Origin of the sequence: Ancylobacter sp. (assembly GCF_965249975.1) — a bacterium.
Classification (GTDB): Bacteria; Pseudomonadota; Alphaproteobacteria; order Rhizobiales; family Xanthobacteraceae; genus Ancylobacter.
In genome coordinates this window covers 87,461-102,570 of the sequence record NZ_CBDFNE010000018.1, presented here as the reverse complement: position 1 = coordinate 102,570, position 15,110 = coordinate 87,461, and the positions used below count along the sequence as shown (strand labels likewise).

General features: G+C 66.0%; 9 protein-coding genes. 8 read left to right on the top strand and 1 reads right to left on the bottom strand.

The window, feature by feature from the left end; genetic code table 11:
* The first annotated feature begins 97 nt into the window (after positions 1-97).
* From ACP2AH_RS13470 to ACP2AH_RS13445, 6 genes are all read left to right on the top strand, one after another.
* Complete coding sequence (locus ACP2AH_RS13470; protein ID WP_425106268.1) at positions 98-898, top strand: ABC transporter permease; 801 nt, start codon at positions 98-100, stop codon at positions 896-898.
* Between the two features lie 9 nt (positions 899-907).
* Positions 908-2,359, top strand: coding sequence for a gamma-aminobutyraldehyde dehydrogenase (locus ACP2AH_RS13465; RefSeq protein ID WP_425106267.1), 1,452 nt, complete (start codon positions 908-910; stop codon positions 2,357-2,359).
* A gap of 201 nt (positions 2,360-2,560) precedes the next feature.
* Complete coding sequence (locus tag ACP2AH_RS13460; protein ID WP_425106266.1) at positions 2,561-3,661, top strand: efflux RND transporter periplasmic adaptor subunit; 1,101 nt, start codon at positions 2,561-2,563, stop codon at positions 3,659-3,661.
* A gap of 8 nt (positions 3,662-3,669) precedes the next feature.
* A complete protein-coding gene (locus tag ACP2AH_RS13455; RefSeq protein WP_425106265.1) occupies positions 3,670-6,744 on the top strand; it encodes an efflux RND transporter permease subunit in 3,075 nt (1,024 codons plus the stop codon).
* A 578-nt stretch (positions 6,745-7,322) separates the two neighbouring features.
* Positions 7,323-8,510: a YadA-like family protein gene (locus ACP2AH_RS13450; protein ID WP_425106264.1), complete on the top strand. Its 1,188-nt coding sequence runs from the start codon at positions 7,323-7,325 to the stop codon at positions 8,508-8,510.
* A 5-nt stretch (positions 8,511-8,515) separates the two neighbouring features.
* Entirely contained in the window at positions 8,516-9,139 is a 624-nt protein-coding gene (locus ACP2AH_RS13445; protein ID WP_425106263.1) for a hypothetical protein, read from the top strand.
* Positions 9,140-9,172: 33 nt separating this feature from the next.
* Here ACP2AH_RS13445 and bcsN read toward each other — a convergent pair whose 3' ends face one another.
* A complete protein-coding gene (gene bcsN, locus ACP2AH_RS13440; protein WP_425106262.1) occupies positions 9,173-10,015 on the bottom strand; it encodes a cellulose biosynthesis protein BcsN in 843 nt (280 codons plus the stop codon).
* A gap of 285 nt (positions 10,016-10,300) precedes the next feature.
* Between bcsN and bcsA the strand changes: the two genes are divergently transcribed.
* Together bcsA and ACP2AH_RS13430 are read left to right on the top strand one after the other, a co-directional pair.
* Positions 10,301-12,496, top strand: coding sequence for a UDP-forming cellulose synthase catalytic subunit (gene bcsA, locus ACP2AH_RS13435; RefSeq protein WP_425106261.1), 2,196 nt, complete (start codon positions 10,301-10,303; stop codon positions 12,494-12,496).
* Between the two features lie 17 nt (positions 12,497-12,513).
* A complete protein-coding gene (locus ACP2AH_RS13430; RefSeq protein ID WP_425106260.1) occupies positions 12,514-15,102 on the top strand; it encodes a cellulose biosynthesis cyclic di-GMP-binding regulatory protein BcsB in 2,589 nt (862 codons plus the stop codon).
* Positions 15,103-15,110 lie beyond the last annotated feature (8 nt).

Sequence of the window (15,110 nt, the reverse complement as noted above, 5' to 3'; positions counted from 1 at the left end):
CGCAGAAGTCCCTCGGCTTGAGCCTCCTTCGAGGCTCGGGCTGCGCCCGAGCACCTCAGGATGACGTCGGCGCCTGGAGTGTAGGGGGAAATTGCCCATGACCCGCGCCCCGCTCTCGCTCAAGATCGCCGCCCTTGCCGGGCTGGCCTTCCTGCACATCCCGCTGCTGTTCATCCTGCTCTACTGCTTCACCACGGAGGAGAAGAGCTACGCCTTTCCCCCGCCCGGCTTCACGCTGAAATGGTTCGGCGTGGTGTGGGGGCGGGCCGATATCTGGGCGGCGGTCGGGCTGTCGCTGAAGGTGGCGAGCATCGCCACGCTGCTGGCGCTGGTGCTCGGCACGCTGGCGGCCGGGGCGCTGGCGCGGGCGCGCTTCTTCGGTCGCGAGCCGATTTCGCTGCTGTTCGTGCTGCCCATCGCCCTGCCGGGCATCGTCACCGGCATCGCCCTGCGCCAGGCTTTCGGGCTGATGGAGATACCCTTCTCGGTCTGGACCATCGTGCTCGGCCACGCCACCTTCTGCATTGTCGTGGTCTACAACAACGCGGTGGCGCGGCTGCGGCGGCTCTCGCCCTCGCTGATCGAGGCGTCGATGGATCTCGGCGCCGATGCGTTCCAGACCTTCCGGCTCGTCATCCTGCCCAATATCGGCACGGCACTGCTGGCGGGCGGCATGCTCGCCTTCGCGCTGAGCTTCGATGAGGTCATCGTCACAACCTTCACCGCCGGCCAGCAATCGACTTTGCCGATATGGATGCTGTCCGAACTCATCCGCCCACGGCAGCGGCCCGTCACCAATGTCGTCGCCGTGCTCGTGATCCTCGTGACCTTCCTGCCCATCCTCGCCGCCTATTACCTCACCCGCCATGGCGAGGCGGTGGCTGGCTCGGGAAAATAGGAGACGCCCATGACTGCCCTTTCCGACACCCAGATGCTCATCGGCTCCGCCTTTGTCGCCGGCACGGAAACGCCGGAAACGGTGCTGAACCCGAAGACCGAGGAAACGCTGCTCGACCTGCCGGAAGCCTCGGTCGACCAGATCGACGCGGCGGTGAACGCGGCGGACAAAGCCTTCCGCACCTGGTCGCGCACCACGCCGGCCGAACGCGCCACGCTGCTGCTCAAGCTTGCCGATCGCATTGAAGCGGAAGCGGAATCCTTCGCCACGCTGGAGGCGCTGAACTGCGGCAAGCCGCGTCATGCGGTGCTCAATGACGAGCTTCCCGGCGTCGTCGATTGCTTCCGCTTCTTCGCCGGCGCGGCGCGCACCCAGCACGGCATGGTGGCGGGCGAATATCTCGCCGGCCACACCTCGATGATCCGCCGCGACCCGATCGGCGTCGTCGCCTCCATCGCCCCGTGGAACTACCCGCTGATGATGGCGGCGTGGAAGCTGGCGCCGGCGCTGGCCGGCGGCAATACGGTGGTGATCAAGCCTTCCGAGCAGACCCCGCTGACGCTGCTGAAGCTGGCGAAGATCATCGCCGATCTGTTCCCCGAAGGCGTGGTGAATGTTGTCGTCGGGCGCGGCGAGAGCGTCGGCAATGCGCTGATCCACCATCCCAAAGTGGCGATGGTCTCGCTCACCGGCGACATCGCCACCGGCAAGAAGGTGCTCACCGCCGCCGCCAAGACGGTGAAGCGCACCCATCTGGAACTCGGCGGCAAGGCGCCGGTGATCGTGTTCGACGATGCCGACATCGACGCCGTGGTCGAGGGCGTGAAGACGTTCGGCTATTACAATGCCGGCCAGGACTGCACCGCCGCCTGCCGCATCTATGCGGGCTCCAAGGTGTACGAGAAGCTGGTGGCGGACCTCGCCTCCGCCGTCTCGGGCCTCAAATTCGGCCAGGCCGATGACAGCGCCAACGATATCGGCCCGCTGATCTCGGCCCGCCAGCGTGCCCGCGTCGCCTCCTTCGTCGAGCGCGCTTCCGAACTCAACCACATCGAAATCGCCACCGGCGGCAAGCTGGCGGGCGGGGAAGGCACCGGCAAGGGCTTTTTCTACCAGCCGACCGTGGTTGCCGGTGCGCTGCAGTCGGACGAGATCGTCCGCCGCGAAGTGTTCGGCCCGGTCGTGTCGGTGACGCGCTTCACCGATGTCGACGAGGCGGTGGGCTGGGCCAATGACAGCGATTACGGCCTCGCCTCCTCGGTGTGGACGCGCGATGTCGGCCGCGGCATGGCCACCGCTTCGCGCCTGCAATATGGCTGCACCTGGGTGAACTGCCATTTCATGCTGGTGAACGAGATGCCGCATGGCGGCCTCAAGCAGTCCGGCTATGGCAAGGATCTCAGTGCCTATGCGCTGGAAGACTACACGGTGGTCCGCCACGTCATGGTCAAGAACGCCTGACGGTCAGTGTCTCTGCGCGGTTGCGCGCGGCGAAGGCGCACCGGCTTCACAGGCCGATGCATGGGAGTATGATGTTCCGGCAGCCGCGCGAATGTGATCGCGCGGTTTGGAATATGACACATAATTAAGTTGGAACTCTTCCCCATATCTGTTGTGTCGCAGCATGGATTTCCATGCTCCGCCGCAGCTTCAGGGGGCCTGATGCGACGCCGATCCGCCTTGCTGATGACCATTGCCGTTCTGGCGGGAGCCGGGTGGCTTGCGCATGACCGGGGATGGGTCGACGCGACCAGCCTGTTCGGCGCCCGCAGCCAGGCGAAGGCGGCCGCCCAGCCGGCGGCGGCGCGAAAAGTGCCGGTCGAAGTGGCGCCGGCGCGCGCCGCTTCGGTAACGACGGACATCTCCTCCATCGGCTCGCTCCAATCCGACGAATCCGTCAAGGTGGCCTCCGAAGTGGCCGGCCGCATTCAGGAAATCGGCTTTCGCGAGGGGCAGCACGTGAAGGCGGGCGACGTGCTGGTGCAGCTCGACGCCGCGCTGGTGAAAGCCTCGCTGGACGAGACCGAGGCGCGGCTGGACCTTGCGCAGGCGAATTTCGGCCGTGCCCAGCAATTGCAGAAATCCGGCTCCGGCACGACCCGCGCGCTGGACGAGGCCCAGGCTGAACTCAACACCGCCCGCGCCCTGCTCAATTCCCAGCGCGTACAGATCGCCAAGCACACCATCACCGCGCCGTTCGACGGCGTCGTCGGCCTGCGCACCGTGTCCAATGGCGCCTATATCGCCGTCGGCACGGAGCTGGTGAATCTTGAGAAGATCGACACGCTGAAGCTGGATTTCAAAGTGCCGGAGACGCAGCTCTCCAGCATCGCCGAAAACCAGACCGTGACCATCACGCTCGACGCGCTGCCGGGCCGTACCTTCACCGGCACCATCTACGCCATCGACCCGATGGTCGATGTCAATGGCCGCTCGCTAAGTGTCCGCGCCCGTCTCGACAATAAGGACATGATCCTGCGCCCGGGCCTGTTCGCCCGTGTGGTGGTGAAGGGAAGCGAGGCGCGCGACGCGGTGTTCGTGCCGGAGAGCGCGATCGTCCCGCGCGGGCAGGAGCGCCTCGTCTGGCAGATTGTCGACGGCAAGGCGCAACAGCTGAAAGTCGAGCTTGGCCAGCGCGCCAAGGGTGAGGTCGAGGTGAAGGGCGTGGCGCCCGGCGCCAGCATCGTCGTGGCGGGGCAGGGGCGCCTGCAGCCCGGCGCTGTGGTGGAGGTGGTGCCGCCGCCGCCGGCGCCGCAGGGCTGAGCCGCGCCATGGGCATTTCCGAGTTCTGCGTCCGCCGCCCCGTCTTCGCGACGGTGCTGAGCCTGCTGCTGATCCTCATCGGCATCGTCTCCTACAGCCGCCTGTCGGTGCGCGAATATCCCAACATCGACGAGCCCGTGGTGTCGGTGGTGACCACCTATCCCGGCGCCTCGGCCAGCATCGTCGAGAGCCAGGTCACGCAGGTTCTGGAAGGCTCGATCGCCGGCATCGCCGGCATCGACGTGCTGGAATCCACCAGCCGTTCGGAATCCAGCCGCATCACCGTGCGCTTCCGGCTGGAGGTCGACCCCGATGTCGCCGCCAGCGACGTGCGCGACCGGGTGAGCCGCGTGCGCCAGCGCCTGCCCGACGAGATCGACGAGCCGGTCATTTCCAAGGTCGAGGCCGACGCCCAGCCGGTGCTGTTCGTGGTCTTCCGCTCCGACCGCATGTCGGCGCTGGAACTGTCCGACTATATCGACCGCTACATTGTCGACCGCTTCAAGAACATCAACGGCGTCGCCGATGTGCAGATCTATGGCGAGCGGCGCTATGCCATGCGCATCTGGGTCGACCGCGAGCGGCTCGCCGCCTATGAACTGACCGTGCAGGATGTCGAGGACGCGCTGCGGGCGCAGAATGTCGAGATCCCCTCCGGCCGCATCGAGAGCGTCGACCGCGAATTCACCGTGCTCTCGCGCACCGGCCTGACCTCGGTCGACCAGTTCGACCAGATCGTCGTCAAGCGCGCGAACGGCGCGCAGGTGCATATGCGCGATGTCGCCCGCGTGGAACTCGGCGCCGCCGACGAGCGCCGGGCCAGCCGCTTCGATGGCGGGGCGGCGATCTTCATCGGCGTGATCAAGCAGGCCGTGGCCAACCCGCTGGATGTTTCCGCCGGCGCCCGCGCCATCCTCCCGGCGGTGAATGAGAGCCTGCCGGAAGGCATGAGCGCCACCATCGGCAACGACAATGCGGTGTTCATCGAGCGCTCCATCGAGGCGGTGTTTCACACCATCTTCGAGGCGGTCGTCCTGGTGGTGCTTGTCATCGTGGTGTTCCTGCGCTCGTTCCGGGCGTCGATCATTCCGATCGTGACCATCCCGATCTCGCTCATCACCACCTTCGCCATCATGTACGCGCTGGGTTTCAGCGTGAACACGCTGACGCTGCTGGCGTTTGTGCTCGCGATCGGCCTCGTGGTGGACGATGCCATCGTCGTGCTGGAGAACATCTTCCGCCACATCGAGCATGGCATGAAGCCGATCCCCGCCGCCATCAAGGGCGCGCGCGAAATCGGCTTCGCCGTCATCGCCATGACGCTGACGCTCGCCGCCGTCTACGCGCCCGTCGCCTTCGCCCCCGGCCGCACGGGACGGCTCTTCCTCGAATTCGCGCTGACACTCGCCGGCGCCGTCATCATCTCCGGCTTTGTCGCGCTGACGCTGACGCCGATGATGTGCTCGCGCCTGCTCAAGCATGAGGAGAAGCCGGGCCGGGTGTCCGCCTTCATCGAGGGGCGGCTGCGGGCGATGGAGAACGGCTATCGCCGGCTGCTGGGTTCGACCTTGAAGCTCCGCCCGCTGATCCTTCTGCTCGCGCTCGGCGTGGCGGGCGCCAGTGCCTTCTTCCTGACCGTGCTGCCCTCGGAACTCTCACCGGTCGAGGATCGCGGCGTCGTTCGCGTCACCGGCAGCGCGCCGGAGGGCTCCACCCTTGCCTATACCTCGCGCTACACCAACCAGATCGACACCATCGTCTCCAAAGAGCCGGAGGTCGACAGCGTCCTCATCATCAACGGCTTCCCCGAAGTTCACCGCTTTCTCGTCATCGGCCGGCTGAAGGACTGGGGCGAGCGCGATGTGCGCCAGCAGGAACTGGTGGCCAAGCTGACGCCGGAACTGCGGCGCATCGCCGGCATCAATGCCTATGCCAACAACCCGCCCTCGCTCGGCGCCTCCAACAGTTCACGGCCGATCGAGTTCGTGCTGCAGACCTCCGGCACCTATGAACAGCTTAACGAGTACACCGACCGCTTTCTCGAGCGCATCCGCGATTATCCCGGCCTCGTCAGCATCGACAGCGACCTCAAGCTGAACAAGCCGGAGATTTCCGTCTCGGTGGACCGGGCCAAGGCGGCCGATCTCGGCATCGACATCGCCGTCCTCGGCCGCACATTGGAGAGCCTGCTCGGCGGGCGGCAGGTCACGCGCTTCGAGGTGGGCGGCGAGCAATATGATGTCTATGTCCAGCTCGACGCTCGCGACCGCTCGACCCCGGCGACGCTCGACACCATCTATCTGCGCTCGGCGAGCGGGGAGATGGTGCAATTGTCCAACCTCGTCACCGTGCGCGAAAGCGTGGCGCCGCAGGAACTGAAGCGCTTCAACCAGCTGCGCTCCGCCACCATTTCCGCCAATCTGGCGCCCGGCTTCTCGCAGGGCGAGGCGCTGGCCTTTCTCGACCAGACCGCGCGCGAGGTGCTGCCGCAGACCGTGCAGACCGATGTCGCCGGCCAGAGCCGTGAGTTCCGCGCCGCCGGCCAGAGCCTGGTGGTGATCTTCCTGCTGGCGCTCGGCTTCATCTATCTCGTGCTCGCGGCGCAGTTCGAGAGCTTCCGCGATCCCGTCATCATCATGCTGACCGTGCCGCTTTCCATGACCGGGGCGCTGGCTGCGCTGTATTTCACCGGCGGATCGCTCAATGTCTATTCGCAGATCGGCCTGGTGACGCTGGTCGGCCTCATCACCAAGCACGGCATTCTGATCGTCGAATTCGCCAATCAGCAGCAGGAGGCGGGTCTCGACCGCCGCGCGTCCGTCATCGAGGCGGCGGTTCTGCGACTGCGGCCCATTCTGATGACCACGGGCGCCATGGTGCTGGGCGCCGTGCCGCTGGCGCTGGCGAGTGGCGCCGGAGCGGAGAGCCGGTCGCAGATCGGCTGGGTCATTGTCGGCGGCATGACGCTGGGCACGCTGCTCACCCTGTTCGTCGTGCCGGTGGTCTATTCGCTGATCGGGCGTGTCCATCACACGCCCCATGCCGAGATCGCCCCCGGCATCGTCCATACGCCGGCTGAGTAGACCGGGGCGCGTCGACGTGGCGCGTCCCGCAGCGGGCTATGGAACAAGGCGGGGCAATATTACTTTATCGCCCAGAGTGCCAAGCATTCCTCGCAGAGCTCTTCGCTTTCGCAGTAAGGGCATTCGCGGTCATAGGCATCTGTGAGCCAGTGCCAAATATATATGAGACATTTCAGCATGGAGGCTGCTCACCGCGCTAACGAATTGTTGACTGTACATTCGCGCGCCAATCCGGTGAGAGTGTGGTGGTAATATTTCCAGCCTATACAATAATGTTTCCCAAAATTACTGCCTAAACTCGGTCAAAGCTGTGGCTTTATCAGGGCGGCCGGCCGCGGGTGGCGGGAATGCGTGTCGCCCTCTCCGCACGCGGGCAGACCGTGCGGCGGCAGACATATCGGCGAGAGGCGCCGCGCCGGCTTGTAGCGCTTGCGCGATTTCCGCTGCTCCGCGAACTGGTTAACGCGACGTTAACCATGTTGCCGCGATGTTACCGGCACGGCGCTGCGGGTGCGTCGCACGAGTTTCGAGACCTTTTTATGCGACGGCGCCTTGTGAGGATTGGTGGATCGGCCGGCTTGGCCCTGTTGGCGGGCTTGGCACCGCTGGCGGCGGCCGCCGAGGAGATCAGTTGCGACCTCACCGTTACCGCCCTGCAGTGCGGCGGCGTGGCGAGCGGAGCGGATTCGACCGCGATCGGCGATGATGCGCAGGCGACGCAGGCCGGCACGACGGCCGTGGGGCAGGGGTCGCGCGCCTTTTCCGACAAGGCCAGCGCTTTCGGCCAGCTCGCCGTGGCCAATGGCGTATCCTCCACCGCCATCGGCTGGAGCGCGACGGCCAATGGCGAGCAGTCGACCGCGACCGGACAGGGAGCCGCCGCCAATGCCGGCTTCTCCTCGGCCTTCGGCAGCGGAGCGAGCGCCAACGGCACCGCCTCCTCCGCGCTCGGCCAGGACGCGCTCGCCAACGGCGCCAACGCAACCGCGGTCGGCCAGGGCGCGCGCGCCAATGCCGCCGCGTCGACCGCCATCGGGCAGGGCGCCGTTGCCAATGCCAGCAACGCGACCGCGCTGGGCACGGCTGCGACCGCCAATGGCGCCGGGTCGACCGCGTTGGGGCAGGGCGCCGTCGCCAATGCCGCCAACGCCACCGCCGTCGGTTTCGGCGCCACCGCCAATGGCGCCGGCGCCACGGCGATGGGGCAGAACGCCGTCGCCGCCGGGGCCGGTGCCGTTGCGCTGGGGCAGAACGCCAACGCCTCGGCCACCAACTCCGCCGCCCTTGGCACCGGCGCCATCGCTTCCTTTGAAGGTTCAACCGCCCTTGGCGCCGGCGCGACCACCAGCCGGGCGAACCAGATGGCGCTGGGCACCGCCGGCTCGACCTATACGATGGCCGGGCTGACCTCGGGCGCCAGCCGCGCCGCCCAGAGCGGGGCGGTACAGATCGTCACCACCGATGCCGCCGGCAATCTCGCCAGCGCCAGCACGGCGGAACTCTTCGACCTGCGGCCCGTCTGGGCCGAGATCGACCGTGTCAGCGAAGGCGTCGCCATGGCGATGGCGATGGATACGCCGACCCTGCCGAACGGCAAGAATTTGGCCGTGAGCGCCCAGTGGGGCACCTTCGGGGGCCAGAATGCGCTCGCGCTCTCCAGTATTGCGCGGATCGCCGACGATTCCTTCTTCGTCACCGGCAGCATCGGCGTGGGCCTCAATGAGGGCACGGTCGGCGGCAAGGCCGGCCTGCTGTTCGCGTGGTGACGCGCATGCGCCGCCCCGCCCGCCTTGCCGTTCTCGCGCTTGTGCTGGCCCTGCTCGCGCCGGCTTTCGCCCACGCGCAGAAGAATCCGGCCGATGCGATGCCGCCGCCGGCGGTGCTTCTGGCCCTGCTGCGCGGCACGATGATCGCGCTCAACCAGGCCAACCTGACCGGCAATTATTCCGTGCTGCGCGATCTGGCGGCGCCCTCCTTCCGGGACGCCAATTCCAGTGCCGCGCTCGCCGACCGCTTCCGCCAGTGGCGCGAGGGTCGGCTGGATTTCGCCGCCGTCGCCCTTCTCGACGCCAAGCTCTCGGCCGCGCCCTCCATCGGACCAGACGGAGCACTGCGCCTGCGCGGCTACTTCCCGACCGCCCCGCTGAGGATCGGCTTCGATATGGCCTTCCTGCCCGTGGACGGGCATTGGCGTCTCGGGGCCATTGCGGCCGAGCCGCTGGCGGCAGAGGTGACAGGGGCCGTGGCGCGCGCCCCGGAAACGCCGGCCGAGAGCCCCAAGATGGCGGAGGCCGAGCCGGCCAAGGCTGGGGCGACGACGTTCCGCCTGCCGGAGCTTCCGCCCGCCGCCAGCCTCGGCATCGCGCTTCCCCCGGGCGATCGCCCGCGCGGCTAGAGCACGTTCCGATCCGATGCTGGCGGGCCTCGATCAGGGCTGAGGCGCGGGGACGGTCGGATAGCCTTCGAGCGGCGCGCTCGGCACGCTTGGTTCGGTGTCGACGGGCGCCGGCACGGAACGGGGCGCGGAGGGGGCCGTGGTGCGCGCCGACGCCGCCGGTGGCGCGGTGGCCGCGCCCGTGCCGAACACGGTCGAGGGATAGACGACCGGTCCGCCGACCCGGCCAAGCTCCGGCGCGACCGGGAGAGGGCGACCATAGGGTTGCCAGCTGCGCGGCAGGAAATAGCCATTGATGGTGTAGCGGTACATGATCCGCAGCAGCGAGGCTTCGCTGGCGCCGCTCTGGCAGAAGCGCAGACGCACCGACAAGACGCCACGATCCACCGCCATAACGTTCATCCGTTGCTGGCCCTGAATGCGCTGCCAGGCGTAGAGGCAGAGGTCGCGTCCCTGTCCCGGCCCCACGGCGTAGCCGAAGGGTCCGTAGCGGTTCTGGACGAAATAGGTCGAGGCGCGCAGGTCGATGCCGGGCAGTGCCTGCTCCATCTCCTCCGCCAGAGCGTATTCGTTGAGGAAGCTGTCGTCCTTGATGTTCTCAGGGCCGGTTCGTCCCTCCACCGGCCCGAAAAACACGACGCTGAAGGCATTCTGGCCCGGCGTCGCCGCCTCGGTCGCCAGCATCACCTCCTGCTGCAAGGCGTTGGCATAGCGCGTTTCGATCACGCCGATGATGCGCGGGCCGCCGGGCTCAGGCAGCACCAGTGCCTCAACGGCGGGAACCTCGGCTGAAAGGGTGGCGACGATCGGCGGCCGGCCCGGGGTGCAGCCCCCCGCCAGCAGCAGGCAGCCCATGGCGAAGGCACCCCGACGCAAGCTTTTGGCGCTGGAATGTCCAAAGTGGGCAGCCGCGCGGCATGCACTGTCGCCTGTCGTTTCCTGGGGCGGGCGGGACATGGCGGGCCTGTCAGTTTCGCAAAACGAATCACGCATCAAAGCAATCTAGCGCCCCAGCGCCGCGGCAGAAACGGTCAAAGATCGAACAAGATGTTAGCAGATGTGACTGCGCGCTCATGACTTGTGTTCCTCGGCGACTTGCGATCACAGCACGTACGACGTAAGAGCCGCCGTAAGGGCGACTGCGGAGACCGGCCGGAAATTATGAATAGAAAATGGATTGCGGGTATTTGGGTAGTATTAATCGCCCTAGTCGCATTTATAGTGACCTTACCGGTTAACTTGCAGGCGCAGCTGGTTACCGGCTGTATAGTGATTCTACTAATTGTATTTTTGAGAATGTTTGCGCCGGAAGGTGTGCCTCGCATGGTTGCACTGGCGCTCGGTGTCGCAATGGTATCAAGGTACGTGTATTGGCGGACAACGTCAACACTACCTCCGGTAGAGGAATTGTCGAATTTTATTCCCGCCGTGCTGCTTTACATCGCTGAAATGTACAGCGTCGCGCTCATGGCGCTCAGTCTTTTTGTCGTGTCGGCGCCCCAGCCGTCGCGCGTCGCGCCGGCGATCGCGCCGGGCAGCGAGCCGACCGTCGATATTTTCGTCCCGAGCTATAATGAGGATGCGGGATTGCTGGCGACGACGCTGGCGGCCGCGATGTCGATCGACTACCCCCGCGATCGGTTCACCGTGTGGCTGCTCGACGATGGCGGGACCGATCAAAAATGCGAACAGCACGATCTGGCGGCCGCGCGCGAGGCGCAGGAGCGGCGGGCGACGCTGACCCAGCTCTGCGAGGAGCTCGGCGTGAACTATCTCACCCGTCCGCGCAACGAGTTCGCCAAGGCCGGCAATCTTAATCACGGCCTCGCCCATTCGGACGGGGAACTCGTCGTCGTCTTCGATGCGGATCATGCGCCGGCGCGCTCGTTCCTGCGCGAGACGGTGGGCTATTTCCACCAGGACCCGCGCCTGTTCCTTGTCCAGACGCCGCATTTCTTCATCAATCCCGATCCCGTGGAGCGCAGCCTCGGCACATGGCGCCGCATGCCGTCGGAAAACGAGATGTTCTATGGCGTCATCCAGCGCGGTCTCGACCGCTGGGGTGGCGCGTTCTTCTGCGGGTCGGCGGCGGTGCTGCGGCGCGAAGCTCTAATGGAGACCGACGGTTTCGCTCACTCCTCGATCACCGAGGATTGCGAGACGGCGCTGTCGCTGCATGCGCGCGGCTGGCACAGCGTGTATGTCGACACGCCGCTCATTGCCGGGCTGCAGCCGGAAACATTCGCCAGTTTCATCGGCCAGCGTTCCCGCTGGGCGCAGGGAATGTACCAGATTCTTCGCTTCCACTTCCCGCTATTCCGCTCGGGTCTGACGGTTGCGCAGCGCATCTGCTACATGTCCAGTATCCTGTTCTGGTTCTTCCCGATCTCGCGCGCGATCTTCCTGATCTCGCCCTTCTGCTACCTGTTCTTCTCGCTGGAAATATTCAATGGTTCCGGCGCTGAATTTGTAGCCTACACAGCCGTTTATCTCTTAACCAATCTCTTTATTCAGAGCTATCTCTTCGGGAAATACCGCTGGCCGTGGTTTTCCGAGCTTTATGAATATATTCAGACGGTCTATCTTCTTCCGGCGCTTCTTTCCGTCATGATCGACCCGAAGAAGCCGACCTTCCGGGTGACCTCTAAGGGCGAAACCATTGACGAGAACCGCATCTCGGAAATCGGGATTCCGTTCTTCATCATCTTCGTCGTCCAGATCGTCGCCGTGTTCGTGACGTTCTGGCGGATCGCCACCGAGCCTTACTCCGCCGACATCACCCTCGTCGTCGGCATGTGGAACCTGCTGAATCTCATCATCTCCGGCTGCGCCCTCGGCGTGGTGTCGGAGAAGGCGGCCAAGCGGCACAGCCAGCGCATGGCGATCAGCCGGCGATGCAGCCTTCTGATCGACGGTGTCGAGGTGCCGGCCGTCATCGACGACGTGTCCATGGGCGGCCTGCGTGTGCGCACGGAGCTTCCCGCCGACGCGCATGCGCGGCTCGGCATGCACGCCGTGGTGCGGCTGACGCCCCCGGACGAGTGCATCAGCGATACGCTTCCCGTGCTGGTGCGCAACATCGCCCATGATGATGGTGTGATCGTGCTCGGGGCCCAGTTCAACGCCAAGTCCGCCGCTCACTATCAGCTCATCGCCGATCTGATCTTCGCCAATGCCGATGAATGGAAGAAATTCCAGGAGAGCAGGCGGCGAAATCCGGGCGTTCTCCGAGGAACCGTGATGTTCGTCCTGATCGCGGGCTACCAGACCTTGCGCGGGCTCGCCTATGTCACGCTGCTGGAAAGACTGACGCGCCGCCTCATGCCCGGCATGTTCGCGGGAGCGACGGGACGATGAGAGCATTTCGGATCGGCGTGACCGGCGGTGTCCTCCTCACCGCCCTCTTCCTCGCGGCTGCCGGCGCGGCGGCAAAGCCACCGTCCGACACACCGGCGAACGCGGCTGCTCCCAGCCGCGTTCCGTCTGCACCCGCCTATGACATGCCGGCCTTCGACCTACAGGACGGGGACGACACGGAGGCTCAGCCGCTCGTGCTTCCCACCCTTATGGGGCCGACCGGCGCCCCATTCGGCATGACGCCGCCCGCGCCCGACGCGGCGCCGCAAGCCGCGCCCCAAACGCCTGGGGTTGGTTCCCCGGGCTATGTGGCCCCGTTCCAGATGGTGCCGGGTCAGCCTGTGGCCGCAGCCCCGGCGAAGATCGAAGCGCCGGGTCCGAAGACTCCCGATCGCTTCATCGTCCCGGTGCCCCGGTTGAGGCTTGAAGGGGAGTCGGTCTCGCGCGGCTGGGTGACCTGGTTCACGCAGCAGGAGGTGGAGCGCCCGGCCACGCTCCTCATCGGCTATCTCAACGCCATCTATGTGATGCCGGAACGCTCGCGGATGAGGGTCACCATCAACGGCCAGCTTGTGGCGGAGATTGCGATCGCCTCGCCGCAGGGGGCGACCCAGGTGACGGCCGCCATTCCCGCGGGTGTGCTCCGTGCGGGCGGCAATCTCATCCGTATCGACATGCTGGCGGTGCACCGCACCGATTGCTCCGTCGAGTCCACCTACGACCTCTGGGTGGAACTCGACAATGCGCTGACCGGCGTGGCGTTCGCAGGCGGTCCCGTGCCGCCGCCCGTCATGGTCGACGATCTTCCCGCGGTCGGGGTCGATGTGAGGGGATCGACCCATATTCGGTTCATCCACAATGGGCCGATCGAGCCCCACCATAGCGCGCATTTCCTGGCGGCCGCCCAGGCCCTGACCCAGCGCGGCCGCTACTCCCACCCGATCGTGTCGATCGTGGGACCGGATGTCGGCCCTGCGGGGCCGGGGACCTTGAACGTGATCGTGGGTATGCCCGAAGACCTGCGCGCCGCGATGGCCAATCCGCCGGCCCTTGTCGGCGGCCAGCCGATGGTCCGCTTTTTCAACGAAAGCCGTGCGGGCGGCACCGTTCTCGTGCTGGCCGGAGAGACCCCGCGGAGCATAGATGCCGCGATTGACCGCCTCGCGGCCAGCAGCGGCCAGTCCGAACCGAATAAACTGGCGATCTCCAGCCGCTTCGCGCCGGACGCGCCCTATTTCACCGGCGCGGGCAGCGTCCGTTTCTCCGAATTGGGCGTGATGACGCAGGAGTTTTCCGGTCGCCGGCTGCAACTGCGCTTTCCCATCGGCCTTCCCGCCGATTTCTACGGTTCCGCAAATGGCCAGGCACGCATTCTGCTGGACGCGGCCTATGCGCCGAGCGTGCGGCCGGGAAGCGTGCTCTCGGTCTATGTCAACGGTTCGCTCGCGTCCTCCTACATGCTCACCGATCGGCATGGCGGCTTGATGGAGCGGAAGGTCATCAAGGTTCCGCTGACGCATTTCCGCGCCGGGCTCAACCGGGTCTGGATCGAGGTGATGCTGGATGTCGATAGCGACCAGATCTGCGGCCCCGGCGCGACGCTGGCGCATGACAAGCGCTTTGTCGTGTTCGATTCCAGCGAGTTCGTGATGGACAATTTCGCCAGGATCGGCACGAGCCCCAATCTGGCGGCGTTTTTCGGCGGCGGCTTCCCGTATTTCAACTCCGCCCAGCCTGTCGCGGTGGTGATGCGCCAGGATAAGCCGACGGTTGCGGCCGCCGCGACGGTTCTGGCGCGGCTGTCCTTTGCTCAGGATCGCATCGCCTCCGTCGACACGGCGCCAACGCCGGCATCGCTTGCCAGTCGGCCGGTCCTGTTCATTGGGGAGATCAATCAGATCGCACCCGAAGTGCTGCGGCAGGTGGGTGTGGTGGAGGCCAGCAAGATCCGCTGGCGCACCGATCGGCAAGGCGAAAAGGGCGTGCCAAGCCCGGCGCCCGTCTTCTGGGGTGCGGGCGATACAGCCCCCCCGGAGCCGATGGCGATGCTGGAGCAGGGCGTCCGCGTCCGCTCCGGTTCGGGCAACGACGCCATCTTTGACCGCTGGCGGGATCAGGTCGCGGCAGGAAGCAACATCAGCGCCGAGCTGCTCCACTTTCAGAAATGGGTCACCGGCACGTTCGGCTTTTCCTTGGGCTTGCCCGATGGCGGCGATGTCGACCCGTTCAATCCCCCGCACAACACTTCGGTCCTGGTGGCGCAGGGGTTTGCCCCCAACAGCGATGCGGTCTGGACGCTCATTGCCGGGCATACGGCGGAGAGCCTCGATGCCGCCATCAATGAGTTCACCCTGCCGGAGTACTGGGCGAAGACGTATGGTCAGGCGGTGGCGTTCGACGCCGCCAACGGACGGATGGACATTCGCATGCCGAGCAGCGTGCGGTTCATCGTGACCCAGCCGCTGGGCCCGTCCAACCTCCGGCTCATCGCGGCCAATTGGCTGTCGCTCAATATTGTCACTTACGCCCTGGTTCTCGTTCTATGCTGTATCGCCTTCGCCTTCGTCACCAGCCTGCTGCTGCGCCGCTCGGGGCGGCGCGCCTGATGGTGCGC

Bases quoted from the DNA above. Each gene is read 5' to 3' on its own strand.
- ACP2AH_RS13460 (WP_425106266.1), top strand. From the start codon at position 2,561: ATGCGACGCCGATCCGCCTTGCTGATGACCATTGCCGTTCTGGCGGGA.
- ACP2AH_RS13470 (WP_425106268.1), top strand. From the start codon at position 98: ATGACCCGCGCCCCGCTCTCGCTCAAGATCGCCGCCCTTGCCGGGCTG.
- bcsA (WP_425106261.1), top strand. From the start codon at position 10,301: ATGAATAGAAAATGGATTGCGGGTATTTGGGTAGTATTAATCGCCCTA.
- ACP2AH_RS13455 (WP_425106265.1), top strand. From the start codon at position 3,670: ATGGGCATTTCCGAGTTCTGCGTCCGCCGCCCCGTCTTCGCGACGGTG.
- ACP2AH_RS13445 (WP_425106263.1), top strand. From the start codon at position 8,516: ATGCGCCGCCCCGCCCGCCTTGCCGTTCTCGCGCTTGTGCTGGCCCTG.
- ACP2AH_RS13465 (WP_425106267.1), top strand. From the start codon at position 908: ATGACTGCCCTTTCCGACACCCAGATGCTCATCGGCTCCGCCTTTGTC.